At 65.2% G+C, this 24,208-nt stretch carries 18 protein-coding genes and 1 pseudogene; 13 read left to right on the forward strand and 6 right to left on the reverse strand.

From position 1 onward, the window contains the following. Window positions 1-436: 436 nt before the first annotated feature. The 7 genes from CWS39_RS28930 to CWS39_RS19295 all read left to right on the forward strand — a co-directional run bounded on the left by CWS39_RS28930 (window position 437) and on the right by CWS39_RS19295 (window position 8,067). Entirely contained in the window at window positions 437-781 is a 345-nt protein-coding gene (locus tag CWS39_RS28930) for a helix-turn-helix domain-containing protein (protein WP_158240379.1), read from the forward strand. A 405-nt stretch (window positions 782-1,186) separates the two neighbouring features. After that, a complete protein-coding gene (locus CWS39_RS19270) occupies window positions 1,187-1,768 on the forward strand; it encodes a DUF6973 domain-containing protein (RefSeq protein ID WP_102144537.1) in 582 nt (193 codons plus the stop codon). A 53-nt stretch (window positions 1,769-1,821) separates the two neighbouring features. Further along, on the forward strand, window positions 1,822-2,244 hold the full coding sequence (locus tag CWS39_RS19275; RefSeq protein ID WP_233213581.1) for a hypothetical protein: 423 nt from the start codon (window positions 1,822-1,824) through the stop codon (window positions 2,242-2,244). Window positions 2,245-2,622: 378 nt separating this feature from the next. Further along, window positions 2,623-3,735 (forward strand): plasmid pRiA4b ORF-3 family protein, encoded by a 1,113-nt coding sequence (locus CWS39_RS19280; protein WP_102144538.1) that lies wholly within the window; start codon window positions 2,623-2,625, stop codon window positions 3,733-3,735. Between the two features lie 81 nt (window positions 3,736-3,816). Continuing rightward, complete coding sequence (locus CWS39_RS19285; protein WP_233213582.1) at window positions 3,817-5,340, forward strand: MFS transporter; 1,524 nt, start codon at window positions 3,817-3,819, stop codon at window positions 5,338-5,340. A gap of 458 nt (window positions 5,341-5,798) precedes the next feature. Continuing rightward, window positions 5,799-6,050, forward strand: coding sequence for a CDGP domain-containing protein (locus tag CWS39_RS19290; protein ID WP_102144539.1), 252 nt, complete (start codon window positions 5,799-5,801; stop codon window positions 6,048-6,050). A 106-nt stretch (window positions 6,051-6,156) separates the two neighbouring features. Next, window positions 6,157-8,067 carry a beta-propeller fold lactonase family protein gene (locus tag CWS39_RS19295; RefSeq protein ID WP_102144540.1) on the forward strand — a complete coding sequence of 637 codons (1,911 nt, stop codon included), beginning with the start codon at window positions 6,157-6,159 and terminating at the stop codon, window positions 8,065-8,067. 15 nt (window positions 8,068-8,082) lie between these two features. On the opposite strand, the gene CWS39_RS19300 is transcribed toward CWS39_RS19295, so the two are convergent. Then, on the reverse strand, window positions 8,083-8,811 hold the full coding sequence (locus tag CWS39_RS19300) for an MSMEG_1198 family transcriptional regulator (protein ID WP_102144541.1): 729 nt from the start codon (window positions 8,809-8,811) through the stop codon (window positions 8,083-8,085). A gap of 197 nt (window positions 8,812-9,008) precedes the next feature. On the opposite strand from CWS39_RS19300, the pseudogene CWS39_RS19305 reads away from it, so the two are divergent. Further along, a pseudogene (locus CWS39_RS19305) lies at window positions 9,009-9,233 on the forward strand (response regulator transcription factor); the annotation flags it as partial. Window positions 9,234-9,245: 12 nt separating this feature from the next. Here CWS39_RS19305 and CWS39_RS19310 read toward each other — a convergent pair. After that, complete coding sequence (locus tag CWS39_RS19310) at window positions 9,246-9,914, reverse strand: DNA-binding response regulator (protein WP_102144542.1); 669 nt, start codon at window positions 9,912-9,914, stop codon at window positions 9,246-9,248. Window positions 9,915-10,175: 261 nt separating this feature from the next. Here CWS39_RS19310 and CWS39_RS19315 point away from each other — a divergent pair, with 261 nt between their 5' ends. Both CWS39_RS19315 and CWS39_RS19320 read left to right on the forward strand, forming a co-directional pair. Further along, entirely contained in the window at window positions 10,176-10,928 is a 753-nt protein-coding gene (locus CWS39_RS19315) for a WXG100 family type VII secretion target (RefSeq protein WP_102144543.1), read from the forward strand. Between the two features lie 26 nt (window positions 10,929-10,954). Continuing rightward, the gene (locus tag CWS39_RS19320; RefSeq protein ID WP_102144544.1) at window positions 10,955-11,551 is read left to right on the forward strand and encodes a hypothetical protein; all 597 of its coding nucleotides are present in this window, start codon (window positions 10,955-10,957) and stop codon (window positions 11,549-11,551) included. Window positions 11,552-11,555: 4 nt separating this feature from the next. Here CWS39_RS19320 and CWS39_RS19325 read toward each other — a convergent pair whose 3' ends face one another. After that, window positions 11,556-13,634, reverse strand: a complete 2,079-nt coding sequence (locus tag CWS39_RS19325) for an ATP-binding protein (protein WP_233213583.1) — start codon at window positions 13,632-13,634, stop codon at window positions 11,556-11,558. A 110-nt stretch (window positions 13,635-13,744) separates the two neighbouring features. Between CWS39_RS19325 and CWS39_RS19330 the strand changes: the two genes are divergently transcribed. Further along, window positions 13,745-14,425 (forward strand): DNA-binding response regulator, encoded by a 681-nt coding sequence (locus tag CWS39_RS19330; protein ID WP_102144545.1) that lies wholly within the window; start codon window positions 13,745-13,747, stop codon window positions 14,423-14,425. Between the two features lie 5 nt (window positions 14,426-14,430). On the opposite strand, the gene CWS39_RS19335 is transcribed toward CWS39_RS19330, so the two are convergent. The 3 genes from CWS39_RS19335 to CWS39_RS19345 form a co-directional block, all read right to left on the reverse strand. Next, window positions 14,431-16,107 (reverse strand): DUF7937 domain-containing protein, encoded by a 1,677-nt coding sequence (locus CWS39_RS19335; protein WP_102144589.1) that lies wholly within the window; start codon window positions 16,105-16,107, stop codon window positions 14,431-14,433. A 19-nt stretch (window positions 16,108-16,126) separates the two neighbouring features. After that, window positions 16,127-18,346, reverse strand: coding sequence for a DUF7159 family protein (locus CWS39_RS19340; protein ID WP_102144546.1), 2,220 nt, complete (start codon window positions 18,344-18,346; stop codon window positions 16,127-16,129). Between the two features lie 183 nt (window positions 18,347-18,529). Continuing rightward, a complete protein-coding gene (locus tag CWS39_RS19345; protein ID WP_142386891.1) occupies window positions 18,530-18,865 on the reverse strand; it encodes a hypothetical protein in 336 nt (111 codons plus the stop codon). Window positions 18,866-19,076: 211 nt separating this feature from the next. Between CWS39_RS19345 and CWS39_RS19350 the strand changes: the two genes are divergently transcribed. Further along, window positions 19,077-19,760 (forward strand): RDD family protein, encoded by a 684-nt coding sequence (locus tag CWS39_RS19350; RefSeq protein ID WP_102144548.1) that lies wholly within the window; start codon window positions 19,077-19,079, stop codon window positions 19,758-19,760. Further along, entirely contained in the window at window positions 19,760-24,208 is a 4,449-nt protein-coding gene (locus tag CWS39_RS19355; RefSeq protein ID WP_102144549.1) for an FtsK/SpoIIIE domain-containing protein, read from the forward strand. The genes CWS39_RS19350 and CWS39_RS19355 overlap by 1 nt, the downstream gene beginning before the upstream one ends.

Below are 24,208 nucleotides of genomic sequence, written 5' to 3' on the forward strand. Positions count from 1 at the left end.
TACGAGGCGTCCCCGAAAGACAAGGGAAGCTACGCCGAACGCCAACATCTACATCCCCCATGATGTGGTTCATCCTGACTTCAAGAAGGACCTCTTTCCGGAGCACTTCATTGAATACGTCCCACCACCGAGTAACTACTTTGGGCCGTCGCGCTTGTTCGGCTCGTTGGAGGTCGAAGTCGACGATCCAGAGGTCGCCGGTGGGCGGCGCGTATCGAGCACCGGCTCTATTTCTCTGAACCTGTCGACACAGACGACAACAGAGTCGTCGCGGTCGGGTATGGCCGCAAGGAGCCTCGCGATTTGCGCGCAACTATCAAGCAGCGGGATCAGATCCGCAAGGCGATGGAGTACACAAAGTACTGTTTCCGCACGCAGGGGTACGGCATTCGTCCGTTCGGGGACTAGTAGCGCCACCAGGGGTTGTTGCACTAGAATGCAACATGAGGACGGGAGTGTCATGACAGACCAAACATTGCCGGCGGTTTCAGACGAATCACGCCGAGCGACCAAGCTGACACGCGACCTACGCCGGGTCATACGGGATCTGAAGAGCATCAGAGAAGCCCGCGGCATGTCGGCATCGCTCGTCGCCGACATCATCGGCGTCCACCGCAGCGTCATCTCCAAGTTTGAGAACCAATCCGGCGACCCCAAGCTGTCGACGCTCTTGCGCTACGCACATGCGATCGGCGCCGACCTCGATCTCGCGGTCGTCAACCCGCAGCGTCATGACAAGCCAGCGACAACCAGCAGCCGATCAAAAACACCGACGCGATGATCGCCCCAAGCCCGCATTACCTACTGTCGCCCGCTCATCCTTGACGCCCCACAATCAGCGCGCCGAGGCTCATCGAGTCAGGCACGACGCAACCACCGGCCCGAGTTAGGGCCTGAGCCGCAGGATGCGATCGTCGCCCTCGCGGGGACTTCCCCGGCCCGTCGCGGTTTCAGGTGGTGAACCACAGCGCCATCGGCCAGGTGTATTTGCCTGCTTGGCACCACGCTATGTCGTCGCAATCACAACCCTGGGCGACCAGGTTGTACGCGTGGCGAACGGAGTCCACTGTCGTCATGCTCCTGTCGCCCACCGGCGGTAAGCCTCGATCCACTGCGCTTCTTCTGTAATATGTTGCTACAGAATAGAATTCGCTTTGCTGAATCCATACTGAGTTGACAACCGAACTTGGTTATTACTCGTGGTACCCACGAAATCGACTTCCCGGCTTGGGCGGACAAGCTTGCCGGCAAGGAAATTCCGACGCAAGAGCTGACCGCGACCGAGATTCGGATGCTCCTCACGAACCCCACCAAGATCAAAGACGTGTTCGACATCAAGGAGCAGGCGACCGCCGAAGCGACCAAGAGATTCCCGCCGCCGGATGGGGTTCGGGAGATCGACAATCAAACCGACGCTTTCCGCCACGCCTACGCGAATGCCCTGATGACACAGAAGTTCGGCGAAGAATGGACCCGCAATTTCACCACAGCGCACGAAGGCCGTGAGAACAATTACGGGTCTAGCGAGGCGATGGATTTGTACAACAACGAGGTGGGGCGTCGGATCGCGGTGGATAACCCCAACGCCTCGCCGGAGGAGCTGGCTGACCTGGTCCAGCAGGCGGTCAATAACGGCGAAACAGTGGTCATCCGTCCCGATGGCAAAGGCCTGGAGTGGAGTAACAACATCGCGCCAGTGGACACCGGCGACTCAAGCAGGAGTACGCCGCTCCCCGGTGCCCCACACCCGTCGCCGTACGGTTCTTGAGGCTCGCACTGACACAGCGCGATTACGCGAAGACACCGATGAATAGGACGAACATGGCCGCTTGGATCCGGTTGTGGATCTGCACTGTGCTCATCTGCATCGCAATGACGGGTTGCGGCGTCGTTAAGGAGGACGACCCGCTGGAGGCCAAACTGTCCGATTTGAAGGACAGTGGGCAGGCTGCGCGGTTAAGCGATCTCACCGACTTCAGCTGGGACGAGGTCCACCTCTTCAACGAGTACACCAAACGAGAGGCGATCGAGAAGATCGTCGGATCCCCCGTCATCTCCGCCGACTACCACGCCGCAGGGAGCCTGCTGGTGTTCGAGGATCATGGCAAGGTCGTCAAGACGATCACCGTCAAAGGCGACTATCTGAGGGCCGACGACTACACCTACGGATCCGACGTGCTAGTGAAACCCTGGGGAAACGGCGCCATGCGACTGACACCTCCGGGCGCTGATCCCGAGAACTGAGGACCTGTTTCGCCGACTCAACTCCCCGGCTACCTCTGACAAGAAGTCCGGCGGCCTCGTCAAGCACCACCATCATGGTGTAAATCCCGGTGATGCATTCGCTTTCGTGTCGCACTCGACGGCCGCGTCGCCGACCGTGGAGTCAGAGCTGGCGGTCTCTTGCGTTGTCCCTTCTTGTGACGGCCTGACGACAAATGCTCCCGGGTTTGTCATATCACCAGGAGTCAAAACCTTCGCATTATGCGAAGGTTTTGACATGGCTATAGCGATGAAGTTAGAACGGCTGCGTGAAGATGCCGTGGGCGACAAGCTTCAGTCGGTCACGGGCGACCCTCGTGGATACCCCCCAACGACATCCGTCGACGCGGACCCACGCCGGTGAAAACAACGCGCCTGCGGGTGGTGTTGCGCGACGTCGAGCCGGCGGTCGCCCGGGTGATCGATGTGCCCGCATCGGCGACCCTGCCCGAGCTGCACGACCTCCTGCAGGCCGCGATCGGCTGGACCGACTCGCATTTGCACCAGTTCGTCACGCCGCAGGCAACCTACGGGATGGAGATTCCTGGCGCGGATGTGTGGCCCGAGGACCAGCGTGACGAAACCGGCGCCCGGCTGGCCGATCTCGGCGCCAAGTTCGAATACGTCTACGACTGCGGCGATGACTGGACCCACGACGTCGAGGTGCTCGGGCCCGGCGGCTCTGTACCTGGCTGCATCGACGGGCATGGTGCCTGTCCGCCCGAAGACTGCGGCGGACCCGGCGGGTACGCCGAACTGCTCGACGTGCTCGCCGACCCGGCGCACCCCGAGCACGAGCGCATGCGCACCTGGGTCGGCAACCGGTTGCGGCCGTTCGACCGCGTCGCAACAGACCAGTGGGTGCGCCGGGTTGTCGGTGAGGTGCCCGAAAGTGTCCGGCTGCTACTCGATTTCGCTGCCAACGGGATCAAGCTCACTCCGGGTGGGCGGCTGCCCCGAACGGTGGTGCGCAGCGTGCAACAGCACCGCCCACACTGGTACCTGCTCGACCGGCCCGCCTCCATCGAGGACGACCTGCCGCCTTTGGGAGCGCTGCACGGGCTGTTGCGCGGCGTCGGGCTGCTACGGCTGCGTCATGGCGTGCTCACCCCCACCCGTGCGGCCAGCGATGATCTCGCCATAGTGCGCCGACTCAGGTCGGCGTTCGACCCATACACCTTTGCCACCGAAATCACCGAACTCACAATCGGGGTGCTCGCCGCGCACGGTCCGCTCCCACTTGGGGAGCTCGCGACACAGGTGCATCAACTACTAGGGCGCGGCTGGCAGCGCGGCGGGCAACCCATCAACGAGGGCGACGTGCGGATGGCGATCGCCGAGCAGTCCTCGGTCATGAAGGGACTCGACCTGATCGACAGCGCCGACTGGCACGTATTCGCTGCGGGGGCTGCGGCCCGATCCCTGCTTCCCCGCGCCACCATGCTTGCCGAGATCTGGACCAACAACGAGTGACCCGCCACCTCGGCGTCAAGGTCGCCTGCGGCAGTGGTCAATTCATTTTCCGCGACGGCACGCGCCGGTAGCATCCAGCGCGTGTCGACGGATTCGCGCTCTGACGCGCCACCGCGTCAAGTGTCGGGGCTCGCCGCCGCCATGACGGTGATCGCCATGGGACTCGGCTACGCCATTTCGATCGGCGACCCGACAAGCCTGTCTGCGAACCTCCAACTCGTTTCCGCCGGGCTGCAGATCTCCGGAACGACGTCCACCTTCGTCGCCACCCTCGCCACCCTCACCATGGCCGCCGCGGTGCTCAGCGCCGGCGCCCTCGGCGACCTCTACGGCATGCGCCGCATGTATCTGGTCGGCCTCTCAGGCGCGATCGCCTTCAGCGCGCTGGCCGCCGCTGCGCCGATTCCGGCGGCGTTGATGGTGGCGCGGGCAGGCGTCGGCGTGACCCTGGCGTTCCTCATCGGGCTGTCCCTGGCGCTCACCAACGCGGTGTTTCCGCCAGGCCGACGCGCCGCGGCCATCGCGGCCTACTTCGGCGTCGGATACGCCGTCGCCACGCCGATGCCCGCCCTCAGCGGCGCGCTGGGCCATGCGATCGGTTGGCGCGCATGCTTTTTCGTCGTCCCGATCATCGCCGCGCTGGGCCTTCTCATCACCTGGCGCTACGTGCCCGAAACGGTCCGCGCCGCCCGCCGGCTCGATTTGACCGGTATGGCGCTGTTCGCCGTCGCGCTGCTCGGGCTCATCTTCGGCATCTCGCGCATCGAGACCGGCATCAACACGCTCGGCCTCACCGCCATCGCCGTGGGACTGGTGGCGGCGGCGGCATTCGTCATGCAGGAACTGCGCACGCCCCACCCCGCATTAGACATGCACGTCTTTCGCTCCGGCCGGTTCAACGCCGCCGTCACCGCCGGCGTGATGTTCAACATCGTGCTGGGCGGATCGATGGTCTTGTTGGCCTTCTACCTCGTCACGATCCGCAAAGAATCTCACGAGCTGTTCGGCCTGTTACTGATCCCGGCCACCGCCATGGCGGCAGTCGCAGCCACCGCGGCGGGGCCGACCGCCAACCGGTTCGGCCCGCGCACCGTGCTTGTTGGCGGCCTCGTCACAATGCTGGCCGGCCTGCTGGTCCTCCGGACGTTCGACTTGACCACGTCACGGGCGGTGGTGTTCGTGACGACGGCGCTCATCGTCGTCGGCGGTGCCCTGGTCACCACCCCGCAGGCCACCATCATGATGGGCAGCGCGCCCGCCGACCTCGGCGGCGCGGTCTCCGCCGTCAAGAGCGCCGTCAACGAGGGCGGATATTCCCTTGGCCCAGCGCTTTTCGCACTAGTCGGCATCAACCTCTTCCTCACCGACAGCGTGCACGACCTCTCCGGGTCGGGAATCACCCGTACGGAGGCGCAGCAAGCGCTGTTGACAACGCACGGCGGCCGGGGAGCCCACCTGGTCAACCCCGAGCAGGCCCGACTCCTCGTCGACCAGGCGGCGCACAATGCCGTCGACGCGATTCACACCCTCAGTCTCATCATGGCGGTCGGACCGATTGCAGCGATCATGTTGGCGCTCTGGCTGATCAAGCCACAGGCGCGCTGAGCTTCGTCGTAGAAGTCTTCATGCCGCGGGCATTGCCGATCCGATTGCCTGCCGTCGCGATCCAGATCAGGACCGCCGAGAACTCTAGACATCACGTTGGGCCATTGTGAATACTGTTTCTAAAGTGACGTCAGTTATTAAGGCGTTGTCGTACGAACATATCAATACACAAAAAAGCTGTCATACGTTCGGCGCAATCGCCATTCAAGGCCTTTACCGCATTCACTAATTCGGCGTACTTTCGCGGTATCCGCATCGGCTTTACGGCAAAGGATCGCGATGATGACACTCGAACATCGCAGATGAACATCGCACCGCGACACTAGATCTCGCTGTCGCAACGTTCCGTGACCACACAGAAAGAATGCCGAATTCCAATAGTTTCACGGCGCGTAGGAGCACGCGTCCTTAACCTCCACGAATTCTCCCAATCAAACGTCGGGAAGAAGGGAATCAAAATGAAAACCATCATTATCAGCGGACTGATCAGCCTCCTCGCCAGCGGCGGCATTGCCGTGGCCACACCGGCCAGCGCCGGCTGCCAGAGCGCATTCGTCAGCATCTTCGGCGGCGGCCAGCGCTGCGACGGCCCGATTAACTCGCTCGGCAACTTCACCCGCTGCGACGCCGGACACGGCATGGGCTTCGGCGGCTCAAACTGCTACGTGGTCAACGTCAACGACCCCACACAGGCCCCGCATATCCCGTAACCACTGTCGTCCGATTGTACAAATTTCCCAACAGTTTTCGGCTCGCCTGCTCGTCACCGCAAGAACTGCTTGCTACACCGAGTCGATCACGCACCAAGGAGGCATCATGGCAACTCGGCAACGAGAGAACGCCAATTCCACCGGCAAGTCACGTCGGCGCAAGGGCCGACATCGCACCAGACATACCGAGGCTTATCGCTGGCTGGCCGCAGGCGCATTCACGCTCGGCGTTGGCGCGGCACTCACCGCCGGCGCCGGTGTCGCCAACGCCGAAGACAGCGAATCGCCGGGGGCCGGACCGTCTTCGGCGACAACCAACGAATCCGGCACGAGCCCAGGCGCAACCGTTGCCGCATCCACGAACAACCGGACCGCGGATCCCTCCGCCGACATCGGACCATCGAAGCGCACACCGCCGAAGGTCACCATCTCGTCCAGCGGCGGTAACCTGGCGGCGTCGTTGCGCCGGGCGGTCGGTTCGCTGTCCTCACCGCCGAAGAGCCGCGGCGAGTCCGAGCGGCGCACAAGTTTGCGGTCGCTGATCGATCAGCCAGCGAAAAGCACTGCTGCCGAGAGCCGTACGCCAGGTGACGAGAATAATCTTTCGGTGAGTCGCGCCGCGGCGTCGCTCGCCAACGAGTTGACTACAAATGTCGTATCCCTGTTCACGGCACGGTCATCCAATCCGGTCAAGCCGGTTAATCCGGTCAAGCCGGTGGCACCCGCCACCCCGAACCTGTTGTCGGCCTTTAACGTTGCGACATTCCGCCCGCCTGAAACCACCAACCGCCTCACCACGACACCACCGGAGCCCAAGGTCGTCACCACCATCCCCATCGATCCAAACGCAGTGGTGCTCAGCCCGGCCGGTTCGCAGATCTACGCCACCAATCCGCTCGACGACACGGTGACGGTGGTCAACACACGCAGCAACACCGTCGACGGCACGCCGATCCCCGTCGGCGACCACCCGTCGTATGTCGCGACGAGCCCAGACGGTAACCGTCTGTATGTCCTCAACAGCGGCGGCGACAGCATCTCGGTGATCGACACCCGCACCAGGGCTACCGTCGGCGCCCCTATCCCGGTCGGGGCCAACCCGCTGGGCATGGCGATCAACCCCAGTGGCACAAGACTTTACGTGACCGATCTCGACGGCACGATGCGCGTCATCGACACGCGGAGCCGCGCCACCGTGGGGTCCGTCCCGGTGGGTAACGCGGCGTATGAGCCGGTGGTCAGTCCGGACGGATCCCGGGTCTATGTCGCGTCGGTCGACGACAACGGCAACGGCACTGTGCGCGTCATCGATGCGCGCACCTTGCGGCCCATCGGCACGCCGATACCGGTTGGACCGGCACCGCTGGGAATGGTGGTCAGCCGCGACGGCAGGCGACTCTATGTCAGTGACCTCGACGGCACCGTTCGGATGATCGACACTCGTAGCCGCCGCGTTATCGGCAGTCCGATTCCGGTAGGACCGGTACCAAATGCCTTGGCGGTCAGCCCCGACGGCCGGTATCTGTATGTGGGCGAGTCCGAGTTGAGAAACGTGTGGGTAATCAACACCCGCACCGGAACCCGTGTCGCCGGCCCCATCCCGGTCAGCGGTGGCCCAAACGGCCTGGCCGTCAGCCGCGACGGCAACCGCCTCTACGTGGCCACTGCGGACACCATCGAAGTCATCGACACGTCTGGCGCCCCGGAAAACTTCAATGTGGGTTTCCTGTTCGACATCGCCTCACTCGCCGAGGACGCGGGGACCATCATCGACGATGTCGGGAGGATCGGGATCGGCTCGCTCTTACGCGGCGGAGCGCTGGCGCTGGTCGGCATCGGAACCGGGCTCGGCGACATCCAGCAAGGGCGATTTGTCACGGGCGGACTACAAGTGGCCTCCGGAGTCGCCGGCGGCGCGGCGTTGGTCTTCCCGCCCGCCGCAGTGCCGCTTGCCGTCACCAGCGCTGCCTTGACCGGAGTCGGCTTCCTCGTCGGCGGACTGTTTCCCGCGCTGTGACGGCTGGTGATGGCGCTATGGCTGGACCACGGACGAATGCCCGTTGCGGCGGCACCAACTCACGATGTAGCGCGCGTGCAGGCCGCACCAGCGATACACCGCGGCCAGTGTCAACGGCAGGCTCGGATCGTGCTCGCCGCGCTGCTGGATGATCGGGCCGAGGTAGTGGGTCGCCACCTTGGTCGCCGTATTGACCGCAACGCCGGCGGCCGCCGCCAATGTGGCGCCATCGGAGGCCCGTCCCGCAGCAATGGCGCCGGCGAGCCGTCCTGCGGTATGCCCTTTCCGGCCGCGAAACAATTCGTACAGCGGTGGAACACGCGGCGACGGCGCCGCGACGGTGTGACGCTTTCCGACGGCGGCGTCGCGGATCAACGCTGGAAGGTCTGCGGTGCCAGCGGATTTCGGGAACACGGACACCACCTCCGGGCGCAGCCGTGCCTCGTCGAGCAGATCCTGCTCCATGCTGTGGCCCTGTGTCGCCAAGATCACCGGCGCGAGCCGGTCCGCCTCGTGCATGACGTCGATCACGTCCAGACCGTCGAAGGTGAACTCCAAATCCGGGTTGTTCCATACCAAGTCGGCGATCACGACGTCGAATCGAACCCGGCCGACGATCTCGCGGTGCACGGCGTCTCGGTCCACGCCGGCGGCCACGGTCGCGTCGGGAAATGCCTCAGCCAGCATCGGTACGACGACCCGGCCCAGCGGCGAGGCCACGAGTATGCGCGCGCTCCCATCCACGGCTCCATCCTCCGATATCAGGCAAGATCTTGCCGATTGATCGCGAGAACGTGTGCGATCCGACCGGTTCTGGCCCAATCGGGTGACCAGCAGACCTGCTTTCGGTGTCGTACGAACGGACGATGGGACTACCCCAACGTCCACGTCGGAGGTTCGCCGCCATGTCCGTCGCCGTCGCCGCGATGACCCACCTCATCCGGCCCGAGCTCGCGCCGCGCGAGAGGGAAGTGCTTCTCGCCTGGTTCCGAACGGACAGCAAGGACGAGGTGGCCCGGGAGCTGCACATCGCGCCCACCACCGTCCGCACCCATCTGCAGCGCATCCGCGCGAAGTACGCCGCGGCGGGCCGGCCCGCGCCCACCAAAGCGGCGCTGGTGGCTCGCGCCATCCAGGACGGACTCATTGACGTCGACGACCTCTGACGCCCTAGACGTTCAGAGATCGCTGAGGCTCAGGATGCCGTCTTCGATCGCCCTGGCAAGCAGGGCCGACTTCGTCGGCGCGGGCCGCCCGACGTTGGCGTACTTGGCCCGCGCTCGCTGCAAATGCGTGCGAACCGTCGTCGGCGCGATGTAGAGGCGTTTACCCACCGCCTCTTTGCTTTCCGTCTGAAACCAGGCGACCAGCACTTCCTTCTCCCGCTCGGAGAGACTGATCCGGCCCAGCAGGCAATCGTTGCGCACCGCCTTGGCCATCCGCGGGCCGACATACGGCGCAGCCGTACAAGCATCGTGGATGGCCTCGATCAGATGACGCTTGCCCTCGGATTTCACGAGATACGTCACGGCACCGATGTCCAAACAGGTGAGGATCACTTCGTCAGCGCTCAAGTAGGAGTAGACGATGACCCGCTGCCCGCGTTTGCACAGCGTACTCAGGAACCCGAAATCTGGTTTGCCGGCGAACTGCAGATCGATGACGACGACGTCGACTTCGTCAGCAGCTTCCGGGTAGACGCTCAGAAACTCGGCCGGGCTGTGGAAGCTTCCGAGAAGGCCGACAGGCGGATTCGCGCCGGCACACCACGCTTCGACACCCGCGTGCACGACATCGTGGTCGTCGACGATGGCAATCCTGGGGGCAGGCCGCAGGTCAGACTCCATCGCCTCACGGTCCTCCTCCCACGCATTGCCGCAAACGGAGACCAGCGCACACAGTCGTATCAAACCGCACTGACAGGCGGCGCGTACCAGAATCGGCCTGGCAATGCCGGCACACCGAGTCAGGGTCGGGAGTTGATTATCCGGATGTCGCCGCACATTCGCTGTCGGTCGATGGAACGACAGTCAACCGCCTCCCGGCCTGGTGTTATTGATTAGCATCGGGCGTGCCTACCGCGGCGATCTTGAGCGGAGGGGATTTGCATGAGTGTGGTCGGTGCCGACCTCGACCAGATGCGCGCCCTTGCGCGCACCCTCACCCAGGCCGCGGACCGGCTGGAGGCCGCAGCGGCGACGGTCACCGGCCAGCTGTCGTCGCTGGGGTGGTCCGGTCCTGATGCCGAGCGGTACCGCTCGCAGTGGCATGGCGAGTCACGCACAGTGATCCGCCACGTGGTGACCGCGCTGCGGGAAGCCGCACAGACCGTCGAACGCAACGCTGCCGAGCAGCAGCAGGCCAGCTCCGCAACGGGAATGAGCCTCGCCGGGGTGTCGAATGGCAGCCCGATCGGTGTGCTGCCCAACGGCTTCGGCGCCGAACCGCTCAATCCACTGGTGGGCATCCGCGACTTTCTCGGCTCGAACGCGATCTGGCCGATCACTTGGGGGACGCTCCTCGGCCCGCTCGACGATCTCGGGGCGCTACCGCTGCTGGATGCCCTTGGGCTGGCTAGTGATTCGAGCCTCTCACCGGAGGAGAAGATGATCCAGGCGGGCAACTCGTTGACCGACCTCGCCGGCGGGCTGATGAAAGGATCCGTTGGATACCTCCCCGGACTCGCGGTGACGCAATGGGGCGACGTGGCGGCGAACATCGCGCGGGCCGACTTCAGCGCATCTGGAATCCAGACCACTGTCGACTACATGTTCTCCAATCCCGGCAGCGCGTTCGACGCCGCCAAGGACGCGGTGATCGGCTACGTCCCGAAACTGTTCTCGAACGTGCTTCCTTGGTAGAAAGCTTGGTAGAAAGGGCAATTCCCGTGGACGACACCGCATTACTCACCGACGACGAGATCATCGCTCTCTGCGCCGCGGACGGCCGGCCGTGGCCGGTGGGGCTCACCACCGTCGAAGCCACCGCCGAGGAGCTCACCCGCGCCGGTATGCGCGGCATGCGGTCATTGATGGTGCGACGGCTCGCCCACGCCGACGCCGAGCAGCCCGGTATGCGCCCACACGAGATGATCGCCAACGACGTCGCGGCATTCCTTGACGCGACCACGCGCATCGGCGCCTACATCGCGCCTGCATCGGATCATTCGGTGCTCGGCGGCGCATCGGTCACTGCCGCACGGACCCAGGACGGCTGGGTGGTGGACACCGCCACCGCCGCAGGGGTGCACGCGTTGCGCGTTGCGTCCGTCGACGAAGCGGCCGCAGCCGTGGTCGGGCTGGCTGAACAGGCTTACAATGGAACGCTTTTCGCCGATGACGAGGACTGGGTGTGCGTCGTCAGATACGGAGCCGACGCAGGGAACGTCATTGCCGTCGCGCCCGGGTCTGTCACCGGGACGGCGGATGGCGCACCCGTGAGCAGTTGGGATCCCGCCTTGATCCGGGCAGCCTTCGAGAGCTGATCGGTCAGCCGGCGACGGCGCCTTGTCGCGCACGCTCCGATACGCGGTGACGTATGACCACCCACACCGTGTCGTCGGTCGTCACAACCTCGATGTCGTCGGTTGCCTGTAGCACACGGACGAGATTCGCGTCGCCGCTGATGCCGTCGCAGACGAGGCTGACATTCACCTCGTCGGTCGTCCCGGTGACCACGAGTCGCAGCGAGGACTCGGCCTCGTCGGCGAGCCGCTTCAAAGGCGCCACCAGAGAATCAATTTCCTCGGAGCTCAGCGACGGAAGCTCGCCGGCCAGGTCGATCACCACATCGAGGTCGTTGGCCTCGGCGACATCGACAATTTGACGAAGCTGCGCCATGAGCGGGTGATCGAACGTCGTCGCCTGATCGAACAGGGCGCGCAGCCGCCGGGACTCAGCACGCGCCCTGCGTTGCAGATCCTCAGTGGCGCAGCCGCTTTCACCGAGTTTCCGCAGCAACGGGATGACGTTGTCCACCACCCGGGCGTAACGGCGCTGGTACTCGGCGTGCAACGCCTGGCTGACCCGGTCGCCGGCGATCACTCGCTGATGCGCCGCGGTTTCGGCGCGGGCATCGACAGCGGCGCTGCGCACGAGTCCGTTGAACAACAAGGCGAACAGCTGCACCGCGAGGATGCTCGCCGTGCCCAACCCGATGTTCACGAGCACCGCCACCTCAGGATTTCGGACGAACTCGGCGACCGCGCCGAGCATCCAATAGCCAACGAGCACAGCGGCGCCGCGTCGAGTGGGGCAATCCGAGCAGCAACGGCAGCACGCACCACCCGATCGAGCTCTGCGCCCAATGGGCGTAGCCGCCCACCACAAGTTCGCCAGCGCGTACACGACCAACGCCAACCCGTACAGTGTCCGTATTCGTTCGATCAGCCGGTCAGGATCGGTCTCCTCGCCCGTCGCATTGTCGCTTTCCGGAGCCGCAGCCCAAGATAATTCGATGGAGGTGCCCGTTCCCGGCGACGACGTGATGGTGGCGTGTCCACGGGCTCGACGCATGCGGTCGACGATCGAATCGGTGACGCCGTGCCCAATGCGGGGAGTCTCGAGGTCGAACCCGACGCCGTCGTCTTCCAGCAAGACGGCGCAGTGCGTCACCGTGATTCTCAGCAGGCTGGCATGTGCGTGGCGGTCGACGTTGTTCATCACCTCCCGCGCCGCAGCAGCGATCAGAGTCCCTACGTCTCCGACCAGCCAGAGCTTGTCGAGCCCGTCGAACACCACCGGCGTTACGACGTGGGCAGCGCAGTCACGAAGCGCGGCAACAAGTTCCATTTGTTCTGGCGGAGGCGACCACGGACCGTGCTCGAGCGCCTCCAGATCCCGACTGGCCTGTGCGGCCAGCCGATGCGGCGACAGTGCCGCGCCTTGCCCGACAAGCAGGAGGGTGGACGCCGCCGTATCGTGCAGCAGCGCCAACTGTTCGCGATCGTATGCTCGGACAGCATCGTTGACCTGCTGGTCAAGTTCGGCGGCCTGCCGCGCGGCGCTCGCCCGATCTACCGCGCGGGCGACCCTCAGGACCATGATGCGGATCAGCCCTGCCGTGAGCCATTGCAGGCCGAAGTAGTAGATCGCAGCGACCGCGGCCACGTTGTGCCAACCGACCACCGCGGCACTGCCCATTGCGTACGCAGCAGCCACCCCGAGCGTGAGCGGCAGGGTGACGCGGGCGGGCAGCGACACCGCGAAGCCGATCACGGCAGTCCCGGCGATCGCCTGCGGTGCGCTGTTGGACAAGTAGAACTCCGGATCGGGCACCAAGATCGGAATCGCCAGACAGACGGCCAACACCAGCGCGTAGTCGACGGCGGTGAACAAGGGATGCGGTGAACGTGTGGCGATCCGGTACACCGACCACAGCGCGACCAGTACGAGCAGCCACTTGCCCGTCGGCGATGCCCCTGAGGCAGGGTCGGCCAGCGCCACGATTGCCACGATCAACGACACGCAGTGGCGCATCAGTAGCCCGATCATGGCGGCACGCCGCATCAGCTGGCCCTGGGCCGCTTCGATCTGCAGGTCTTCTGCTGCTCGGAGTGATGCGGCCATGTGAAGAAGATACGGCCCGGCATTGCTGAGCAAGCCCCCGCGAACCCCCTCAGCCACTAGACTGGCTTGCAGTTTGCAAAACGGCGCAAAGTTCTAGCCATCACACAACGATGACCACCTCACACGTCGAACCTCAGCGGCCGGTCACGGTCGTGGTGATCGACGATCACGATGTGGTGCACGCCGGGGTCGAGGCCTGGTGCGCAGATGCTGAGCCGTCGATCGAGGTGATCGGCAGCTTCACCACTCCGACGGAATACTTTGCCGAGTTCGGCGATTCACGTCCCGTCGACGTCGTCCTCCTTGATCTGCAGATCAACGGCAACAAGCCCGAGTTCGATACCCTGCGCAGACTGTCACAGTCCGGCCGTCGGGTCGTTGTCTACTCCCACCTCGCCGCCGACGAGTTGATCTTGACATGCCTCGATCTGGGCGCGGTGACCTACCTGACCAAAACCGAGGGCAAGCGCCATCTCATCGATGCGATCCACGCCGCGCACTCGGAGACCCCCTATGTGGGCCCGCGGATGGCCAAAGCCCTCGTGAACGACACCACGCTCGGACGGATCAACCTCTCCCAACGCGAGAAGGAAGTCCTGGTCGCGTGGTTCCAGACCGAGAGCAAGGAGCTCGTCGGCCGGCGACTGTACATCTCGCCCACGACGGTGCGCACCCATCTTCAGCGCGCTCGGGCGAAGTACGCAGGCGTGGGCCGTCCCGCCCCGACCAAGTCAGCGCTGCTGGCACGCGCCATCGAGGACGGCATCCTGAGCATCAACGACCTTGCGTAACAAGATCAATGCCCGGCGTCGCGTCCTCCGGTAGCACCGCCGTAGGTCGTTCCGGCGGCGAACCGCTGCGTTGACTCGGCGAGCACCTCGGCGACCCGGTCCGGCGTTGAAGCCGGGGCGTCCGGTTCGGGTGTCTGGCGGAATATCTTGGAAGTAGCGGCCGGAGCCGTGGAGGCGGCGATGACCTCGGTGGCCGGAGCACTGGCCCCGCCGAGCCCGACCGGAGCGTCTGCCGATCCCGCCGCGAATAGCTCGGTGGACGGTTCTACTTGCGGCGCCGCGGAAGCCTGCGCCGTCCGCGGCTTCCGCTGCTTGCGGGTCTCGTTTCCCACCACGACCACGATGGCCAACAGCGCCATGCCCAAAACACACAATGTGACATCGAAGGTGCTCGTGATCTGCTGGGTCAGCGTGTTGCCGTAGACAGCGTTTATGTCCGACGGATCCAGCGGCGGGATCCGCGGCACCAACGCGACACCGACGATCACCCTCGCCACCATCAACGCGGTCAGGAGACCAAACAGCAGCATTATCAGTAGCTTTGGCGCAGCGCCGCTGGCCGCGTTGACCAACAGCCACATCGCCAGCAGCGCCACGATCAGATCGAACGCCATCAACACGGTGCTGTTGTACGCCGGCGCAGGTAGGTCCAGCACGGAGGCCGAGAACAGGTCGACGATCCGCAACAGCGCTGTGCCGGCGCACCAAACGGCGATGAGTAGCAAGCATTTTCGCGCCGCATCCCGCCACCTGTCCGCCGACTGGCGGGTGAAGGCGCCACACAGCATCGCTGTCCCGACTATCGCAGCGACCGCCGACCAGGCCAGGTACCCCTCGAACCCGACACCGGCGGTCGACGTGTTCTGGGCGATGCCGTGGAAGGCATCGAGATCACGACCGACGGGCAAGACCCAGACGAAAACGCCTGCCACCAACGACGATGCGCCGAGCACGACGGTCGCCAACCACCCCGTCCGTTGGGTGGACATGATCCACCGGGCCGCGATGATTACCGGCGCGAGGGCAACCACGCCGTACAGCACGGCGCTCACCGCCACGACCGAGTTCTGCACACCGGTGTCGGGGTCACCGATATTGGGCACCACGAACCGGGTCCGCCAATACAGGTTGAACAGCACCGCGGCCAGCGCGAGCGCAAGCGAGACAATGCCCATGATCCGCCGGACCTTGGCCCAGTGCCGCTCGATTTCGTCCTCGGCGGAGGTGATCACCGGTTGCGCCGCCAACAGCGCGCCCGCCGCCCCCAACCACGCGCCGGGGCCGATGCCCGGCGGGACCGATCCCGTCCCGCCGAACCGTATCGACTGAACGGTGGTGAACGCTAAAAAGCCCAGCACCACCACGAAATAAGGGACGTTGAGCACGAGCCGTAGGCCCGTCAACGACGCCGGGTCGTGCCCGCATGTGCGGATACCACGCGAGCCGACGTGGCTGACGGCCAACGCGGCCAGTGACAGCAGCGTCGCCACCACCAGCAGACCGAACACCCAGCCCTTTGTTCCTGCAATGCCCGTCCCGAAATACACATTCCAGGGCAGCAGCAGACCCAGGATTACGAGCAGGCCGGCAACTGCATCGCGAATCACGTTCGGCCGCTGGGCCGTTTCGGTCGACGAGAACGCCGTCGTGGCTACGTCAGGTCGTCCCGCGGGATATGTCACTTCAGTTCCCATAGCGGCATTAGCCCTCTCCGCCGAATAGGTTCTCGCCAAACGGCAGCTTGGGCAGCAGGGGGATCTGAGGCACTGCCGGTGCTGTTGGCGCGGCGGGAGCCGCTGGGGCAGCAGGCGCCGGCACGTCGAACTTCGGTAACGGAATGTCGATCACCGGCGGCGACACGGGCGCCTCGACCACCGGCGGATCGGGGATATCGACCACCGGGGGGTCGGGAATCGAGACCGGCGGGTCGGGAACCGATACCGGAGGATCAGGAATCGAGATCGGCGGTGGCTTGGGGGCTGGAACGTTTACCTTCGGAGCCGGAAGGTCGACCTTGGGTGCCGGGATATCCACCTGGGGCGCTGGCATATCGACTTTGGGAGCCGGCATATCGACCTTCGGCGCCGGAAGATTCGGCTGCGGCAGATCGACTTTGGGTCCCGGAATCTGCGGCAGGGGTAGAGCCACATCCGGTTTCGGAGCGGTGATTGCGGGCTGCGGCAGTGCCGGACCAATCCGGGGCCCTCGGATATCCGGAAGGACGCCACCTGGCTCGGGAACCCCCACAACGGGCTCGGCGATGACCGCACCAACGTCGGTAATAGGCTCACCCAAAATCGGTACACCGCTGGGGTTTCCGTTGTCGCCCGCAGCTGGTAAGGCCTCGATCAACGCCGTGTCAGGCGGCAGAACCTGCGACGCTCCGAGGGCGGACTTGTCGGTTTGGAAGATCTCGGTCGGGATGGTGCCCGGACCTAGGGCCGCGGATTCGGATTTGTCGGTGCTGAAGAGTGCGCCGCGGTTGCTGGGCACTGCGGCGACCACACCCAAATCCTTGATGCTCAGTCCGTCAACCGGATTCACCACATCGACCAAGGGGATGACCGAGTTATTGACCGCGTTCGCGGTGATGGCCTCCATATTCCCCACGAAGCTCAGCACCTGGCACATGTTGACCCGGGACAAGTCAGGGATGAGGCGGGGAACGAAACTCGGAATCCCCGGTGCCACACCGCTGTTGAGAACAGCTGGGGGAGGTGTTAACGCATCGACCCCTTCAGTCACGCCCACCGTTCCGTCGCTGAACAGTTCGATGACCTTGCTTCCGCTAGGTCCGCCAGTTTCAGAGCTGAAGCTCAGAGGTTTCGTTACGAACGTCCGAACATCCGACTTCTCGCCCTCCGGTGGGAGCTTCTCGACGAGCGTCCAGTTTTCGCCGTCGGGATCAACCCCCTGTCCGGGAGCCACCGGGAAGTACTTACCGGCGACGGTTTCCTCCTGCATACGAACCGCCTGTTCGCTGACCGTCGGCCGGATGCCGATCGCGACGCTCACCGCCAACGCGGCGAATCCGACGACCACGATCGCGGCGACAGTGCTGCCCACCAACAGCACTTTCGGCCGTGCCGCAGAGGCTTCTTCGTCGGTTTCCACCTCCTCTGGGTCGACCGCACTCAAAGGCCGCATGGGCGTCTGCATCGGCACCGCGGCGGCCGAGCCGCTGTCTTCTGCCTCGTCAACCTGCGAGTACGCCAGCTGCTGCTCACTTTGCGGGCTGAGCACGGTTTCGGCCCTGTCCAGCTCGGGGTTGGGGTAGTCGACAACGTCGGCGGCCTGGTCCTGTTGGCGGAACCCCGCCATCGCCGCTCCGCGGGCCAACGCGAATTCGGGTGCGTCGGGGTATCGCAACGGGATCGGGGACGTCTCGGCCAGGGCGCGCCAGTCGCCGCCCGCCGGCGGGCCACCCATCACGACGACACTGGTCGCCCCGCCCGGCTCCTCACTGAACCGCTCCAACAGCTTCCGGTAAGCAGACAGCCGGTCATCCCCGTGGATCGGTTCGACGGCGATCAGCGAGGTGGTGTCGGAATCGGCGTCGACGATCGACAACGCGGCGGTATCCCCCTCGGCGGCCAACGACCCCACCGTCTCGCCGGGAGTCAGGGAGCGGGCCACCGCGGACACCGCATCGGTTTGGGGCACCACGCTGACGTTCATGAGATCGGCATCCGCCAACGCGTTCTGCAATGCGGCCGCCTGCTCGGCGTCGGAACTGCACACTCTGGTGGCGACGAGGCGGTGACCGGTATCGGCGAGCCCACGGTCAGTAGCCACCAGGGTCGAAACCAACTCAGACACGTCGAGCGGGGACTCGTCGATCACCGCGTGCGGTGGATTTGCGTCAATCAGCGCGATTCGTGCGTCGGTACCGGTTACGGATACCCCCAACGTGACGTCCATGTATCCACCTCTCACCTACGCCGCCCCGATGCTGCGCGCACCTTTGCTGCAGCGTGCGTCAAACTGTACACGTTGCTTGCCACATTGCGACGACGAAGCGTCAATTACGTCCGAAGCAATCGTCACACCGGGCCGCTGGCAGTGGTATCGGTCGTTCGGACGACGAGATCGGGGCAAATATCCCTAAGACGGCGCGTTAACGAAGACGTACAGCGCGGCGACCACGACGCCGATCATCAAATAACCAATGCTGATGATGATCGCGGCATTCGCTAACCGGCCGCCGCATTCGCCCGTATGAGGGATCCGAGCCCGGGCGAAATAGGCCAGGGGAAGCGTGACCGGCGCGGCGATGGGGCCGAGGAAAAGTGCGCCAACGAACGAGACCACCGCCAATACGTTGACTCGTGCGATCTCGAGTGGCGCCGGTGCTGCCGTCACGGCTGGCTGCACCGACGCCGCGCCGGCAGCGGTGTAACCAGCGCCGAACTTGCTGGGTGGCAGCGCCGAATCTGGCAAGGCGTGCCCCTCCTCCGCCCATGACCGGAATCGCCGGTCGTCGCATTCATTTTCGTCCGCCTGCGGGCAACGACAATCGTACGATCGGGCGACACCGAACACCTGCCCAATTAGCGCACGAAACACTACTGTTTCTCCCACTGGTCACCCCGGCCCGGCGCGCCAGCGCCCTCGGACAGCGGGTTACCGGTGCGGGACGGGAGATTTGCTCATGGCGGGACAGCCGGGCACCGCGGGGACACCTTGTCCGCAGTGTGGCTCCAGTCTGCCCGTCAACGCCCGGTTCTGCGCCGCGTGCGGCCACCTGCTGACCACCCGCCAAGCAGAGCAGCGTCCTGCCCAGCCGGCGGCTTTTGTGCACTCGGCGCCGCTGCCCGTGACTCCCAGCGAGGTTCGGCTCGCCGGCCCGGGCGTCCGTTGCTGCTCATTCCTGTTGGACCTCGCGGCGATGATGAGCCCAGCGCTGCCGTTGTCTATTGCGGGTGCGGTGCTCGGTGTCGCCGAGGTGGTATACACCGTCGTGCCGGTCGCATTCGCCGCGGTCTGGGCGTGGATGCAGATCTGGCAGGGGCTCACCGGGACCTCATTCGGCAAGGCCATGCTGGGGCTGCGCCTGGTCCGGGCATCCGACAATCGCGCACCCGGCGTCGCCGCAGCAGTGGTACGCAGCGGCATATTCCTCGTGACCCTGGGGCTGGCCGCCCTGCCGGTGCTGACCAACCCTGCGCGCACGGGTCTGCACGACCGCGTCAGCGGAACTGCCGTGCTTGACGTGACGACGGGCGCCAACCCGCTCGGACCCCGTCAACAAACGATCTTGCGCCGATCCGCCGATCGAAGCCTCAACCGCGTCTATTCGCCGGTTTCAGCCGCCGCGACCCCGAGGCGGGGCTGATGCAAGCGAAACTCATCCTCCGCCGCCCGGACGGAAGCAAAGCCCAGGTCGCGATTACCGCTGACGCGACCGCGTCGGTGGCCGATCTGGCCCAGGCGCTGGCCACCAGCGATCCCGAGCGGCGTAAGCGGGCCTCCGACGCCAACCTCACGCTCAAGCTCGAACACTCCGCGTTCGACAGCGCCGCGGCTGGACGGCTGCTCGATCCGTCCCGCAGCCTGATCGACTCGGGCCTGCGTTCGGGGTCGACGGTCAGCATCGCTAATACAACAGCGACAGTGCCGCAGCGGCGGCGTGGCCGCGCCGTCGCGGTGTTGCGCGTTCTGGAGGGTCCCGACTCGGGCCGGGAATTCCCTCTGCCGTCAGGTAATTCGGCGATCGGAACGGGAATCACCAACGACGTCACCCTCACCGATCACGGCATCGCCGACGTGCATGCGGCCGTCACCGTCGGCGAGAGCATCGAGATCGTCAACCTGGCCGGCCCGTCGGGCGTGCGCATCGGTGGCCAGCCGGTACAGCGGGCGATCGTCGGTGCCACCGACGTGGTGCAACTCGCCAACACGACGCTCGCGCTGTTACACACGGTACGACCCGGCACCACCCAAACTGACAGCGTCGCAATCGAATTCAACCGATCCCCGCGGGTGGTCGCCCGGTTCGACGAACAGGAATTCGCCGCCCCCAAACCGCCGCAGCTGCCCGAGCCCGCCCGACTGCCGATCGTCTCCATCCTTGCGCCGCTCGTCATGGGGCTGGTGCTGTTCGCGGTGACCCGCAGCATGTTGGCCGTGGTCTTCATCGGTCTGAGCCCGCTGCTCATGATCGGCATGTACATCGACACGAAGCTGCAGGCGCGCAAGAAGTATCAGGTGGATTGCCAACGGTTCGCCGACTCCCTGCGCGCGATGGCCACCGAACTCACCGACAAGCAGCGGATTGAGCGGGCCGTGCGGTTGGCGGAGGCACCGTCCTTGGAGCAGGTGGTCGAAGCGATCCACCGGCTGGGACCGCTGTTGTGGACACACCGACCGGAATATCCCGAGTTTCTCACCGTGCGGCTTGGCCTCGGCGATGCTCCGTCGCGGTGCCGAATCAGGTTGTCCGACAGCGAAAACACCGAAGTCAAATACGTTCAGCAGCTCAAAGAACTCCGTGCGGAGTTCGCCACCGTCACCGATGTGCCGATCCTGGCCGATCTTCGCGAATCCGGCGCGCTGGGGATATGCGGGCCGCGCGGTGTGGTCGACGGTGTCGCCCGCGGCATCATGGTGCAGCTGGCAGGCCTGCACTCGCCCGCCGATCTGACCATCACGGCGTTCAGTTCGCGGCAGTCCCGGGCGTCGTGGGAGTGGCTGGAGTGGATGCCGCACACCGGCTCCGCGCACAGCCCGCTGTCGGGCAATCATCTGACCGATAGCGTCAACGGCGGTCAGGCGCTGATGGCGCGACTCGAAGACCTCGTCAAGCAACGGCGTGCCGGTGAATCGGCAGAAGCGACTTACACATTCGGCGCGATCAAGCCGGGCGACACCGCCGGCGCACGCGCGCCGACCGCGGTCCCCGCGGTGGTTGTGTTGGTCGAGGACACCGCCCCCATCGACCGTTCCCGACTGACGAGGCTGGCCGAACAAGGCGGTGCCGTCGGGGTGTACGTCATCTGGGTGGCCACCCAGGTCGCCAGCCTGCCTGCCGCGTGCCGGACCTTTGTGCTGGTGGAAAGCGAATCAGCCGGTGCCACTGTGGGACACGTGCGCCACGGCCAACACACCTATCCGGTGGCATGCGACAGCATCGAGGTTGCTGACGCACGCCAGATCGCGTTGCTGCTGGCGCCGGTGGTCGACGTCGGCGCCGCCATCGAGGACGACACCGACCTACCTCGATCGGTGTCATATCTGTCGCTGTCCGGAACCCGAATGGCTGTCGAACCGGCCGCTGTTGCCCAGCAATGGATTTCCAACGACTCGGTGCTGTCGCGCAACGGCGATCCCAGACCACCGACCGGCCAGCCTGCCGGCCTTCGCGCGTTGGTGGGATCCACCGGCGCACAGGAACTGTTCCTCGACCTTCGCGAACACGGCCCCCATGCGCTTGTCGGAGGCACCACCGGTTCGGGTAAGAGCGAGTTCCTGCAGACCTGGATCATGGGGATGGCCGCCGCCCACAGTCCGGACCGGGTCAACTTCCTGCTGGTCGATTACAAGGGCGGCACGGCGTTCGCCGATTGTGTTGGTCTGCCGCACACCGTCGGTTTGGTGACCGACCTTTCCCCGCACTTGGTGCGTCGCGCGCTCACGTCGTTGGGCGCCGAGATCCGCCGTCGCGAATATCTTCTGAACCGCAAGCGCGCCAAGGATCTCATTTCCCTGGAACAGACCGGTGACCCGGAGACACCGCCGAGCCTGGTGATCATTGTCGACGAGTTCGCCGCCCTGGCCACCGAGGTTCCCGAGTTCGTCGACGGCGTGATCGATGTCGCGCAACGCGGCCGCTCACTGGGATTGCATCTGGTGTTGGCGACGCAGCGCCCAGCGGGTGTGATCAGGGACAACCTACGGGCCAACACGAACCTGCGTATCGCCTTGCGGCTCAACGATGTCGACGATTCGGTCGATGTCATCGACGACCCGCTGGCCGCGTACTTCCCGCCGGAGATTCCGGGCCGGGCGGTGGCCAAGACCGGGCCGGGGCGGCTGACCACCTTCCAGTCCGCCTATGTCGGCGGTTGGACCAGCGACCAGCCGGAGCAGGCACCGATCGACGTCTGGGAGTTCGTGTTCGGCCGACGTCGGCCCTGGCACAATCCGACCGCGGTCAAGGGCCCGAGCCGACCGTCCGGACCCACCGACATCGCCCGCGTGGTAGACACCATCCGCTCGGCGGCCGGGGCGCTGCGCATCCCGCCGCCGCGCAAGCCGTGGCTGCCGCCGCTGGCCGACACGTATGCGTTGGAAGAACTCGTTCGCCAATCGGATAGCAACGCCTTGGCGATCGGGAAGGTCGACACACCGGCTGAACAAGCCCAGCCCATCGGAACATTCGCGCCCGACGACGCAGGAAACATGGCCATCATCGGCACCGGTGGTGCGGGCAAGTCGACGGCGCTGCGCACGCTGGCGATCGCCGCGGCGTTGAACCCCGCCGACGGCCCCGTCCACGTCTATGGGCTCGATTTCGCTTCGGGCAGCCTCGGAATGCTCGAAGCGCTCCCCCATGTGGCGGCGATAGTCGCAGCGGACGACGAGGAACGCATCGGCCGGGTGCTGCGCCGGCTCACCGCCGTGTTGGAGCGACGGGCTCGCGAGTTCTCGCGGGTGAACGCGTCGACCATCACCGAATTTCGCAAACTGGCCAACCCGAAGGAACCGCGGATACTGCTGCTGCTCGACGCCATCGGCCCGTTCCGCGAACAGTACGAACACATTTCGCACACACCATTTTTCACGATGCTCAGCCAGCTCGCCTCCGACGGGCGAATGCTGGGTATTCACGTGATCATCACCGCGGACCGGCCGTCGGCGATCCCGTCGTCCCTGGCGTCCACGATCCAACGGCGCCTGGTGATGCGGCTGGCTGCCGACGAGGATTACGTGCTGGCCGGGGTGCCCGCCGACATTCTGTCGGCCACCTCGCCGCAGGGCCGGGCCATCATGGACGATCACGAGATCCAGGTCGGGGTGTTCGGCGGAGATCCCAACGTCGCGGTTCAGGCGCGGGCCATCGAGCAGCTGGCCGAGCGCATGCGTCGAAGCGATTTCGTCCCGCCCGATCCGGTGGAGCGGCTGTCGGAGCACATCGACCTCGAGGCGCTTCCTGTCAGTGCGGCGGCGGGTACCGCGGTGATCGGAGTGGCCGACGAGTCACTGTCGCCCCTCGGCGTCACAGCGGCCGGTGTGTTCATGGTCACCGGCCCGCCGGGCAGCGGTCGCTCCACGGCCCTGGTCACGCTGGCCCAGGCGATGCGCCGACAGCATCCCGGCGCCCGCATCGTCCACCTGGCACCGTCGGCGTCCACGATTGCCGGTTTGGACGTGTGGAGCACCATCGCGGTCGGCCAGAACCCGGTGATGAGTCTGGCCGACGAATTGGCGTCCGGCGCAACACCAAACGGTGCCTCGAAGCTGATGGTGGTCATCGAGGGAGTGGCGAATTTCGGCGGTACCGACGCCGAGAATGCGCTGGCACAGATGATCAAGACCCTCGGCGATACGGCGTTCATCGTCGGTGAGTCCGAGGTGTCGGGGTGGGGACAGGCGTGGTTGCTGGCGCAACCGTTCAAGGCGTCTCGGCGTGGGCTGCTGCTGTGGCCCAGCGGCGTGGAGGCCGACAGTCTGCTGAGCACATCGATCGGAACCCTGCGGCGCCACGATTTTCCGCCGGGTCGCGGGGTTCTCATCGAACGCGGTAAGGGGGTGTGGTTACAGGTCGCACAACCCGTTGTCTAA

It is taken from the genome of Mycobacterium hubeiense (genome assembly GCF_002838065.1).
Classification (GTDB): Bacteria; Actinomycetota; Actinomycetes; order Mycobacteriales; family Mycobacteriaceae; genus Mycobacterium; species Mycobacterium hubeiense.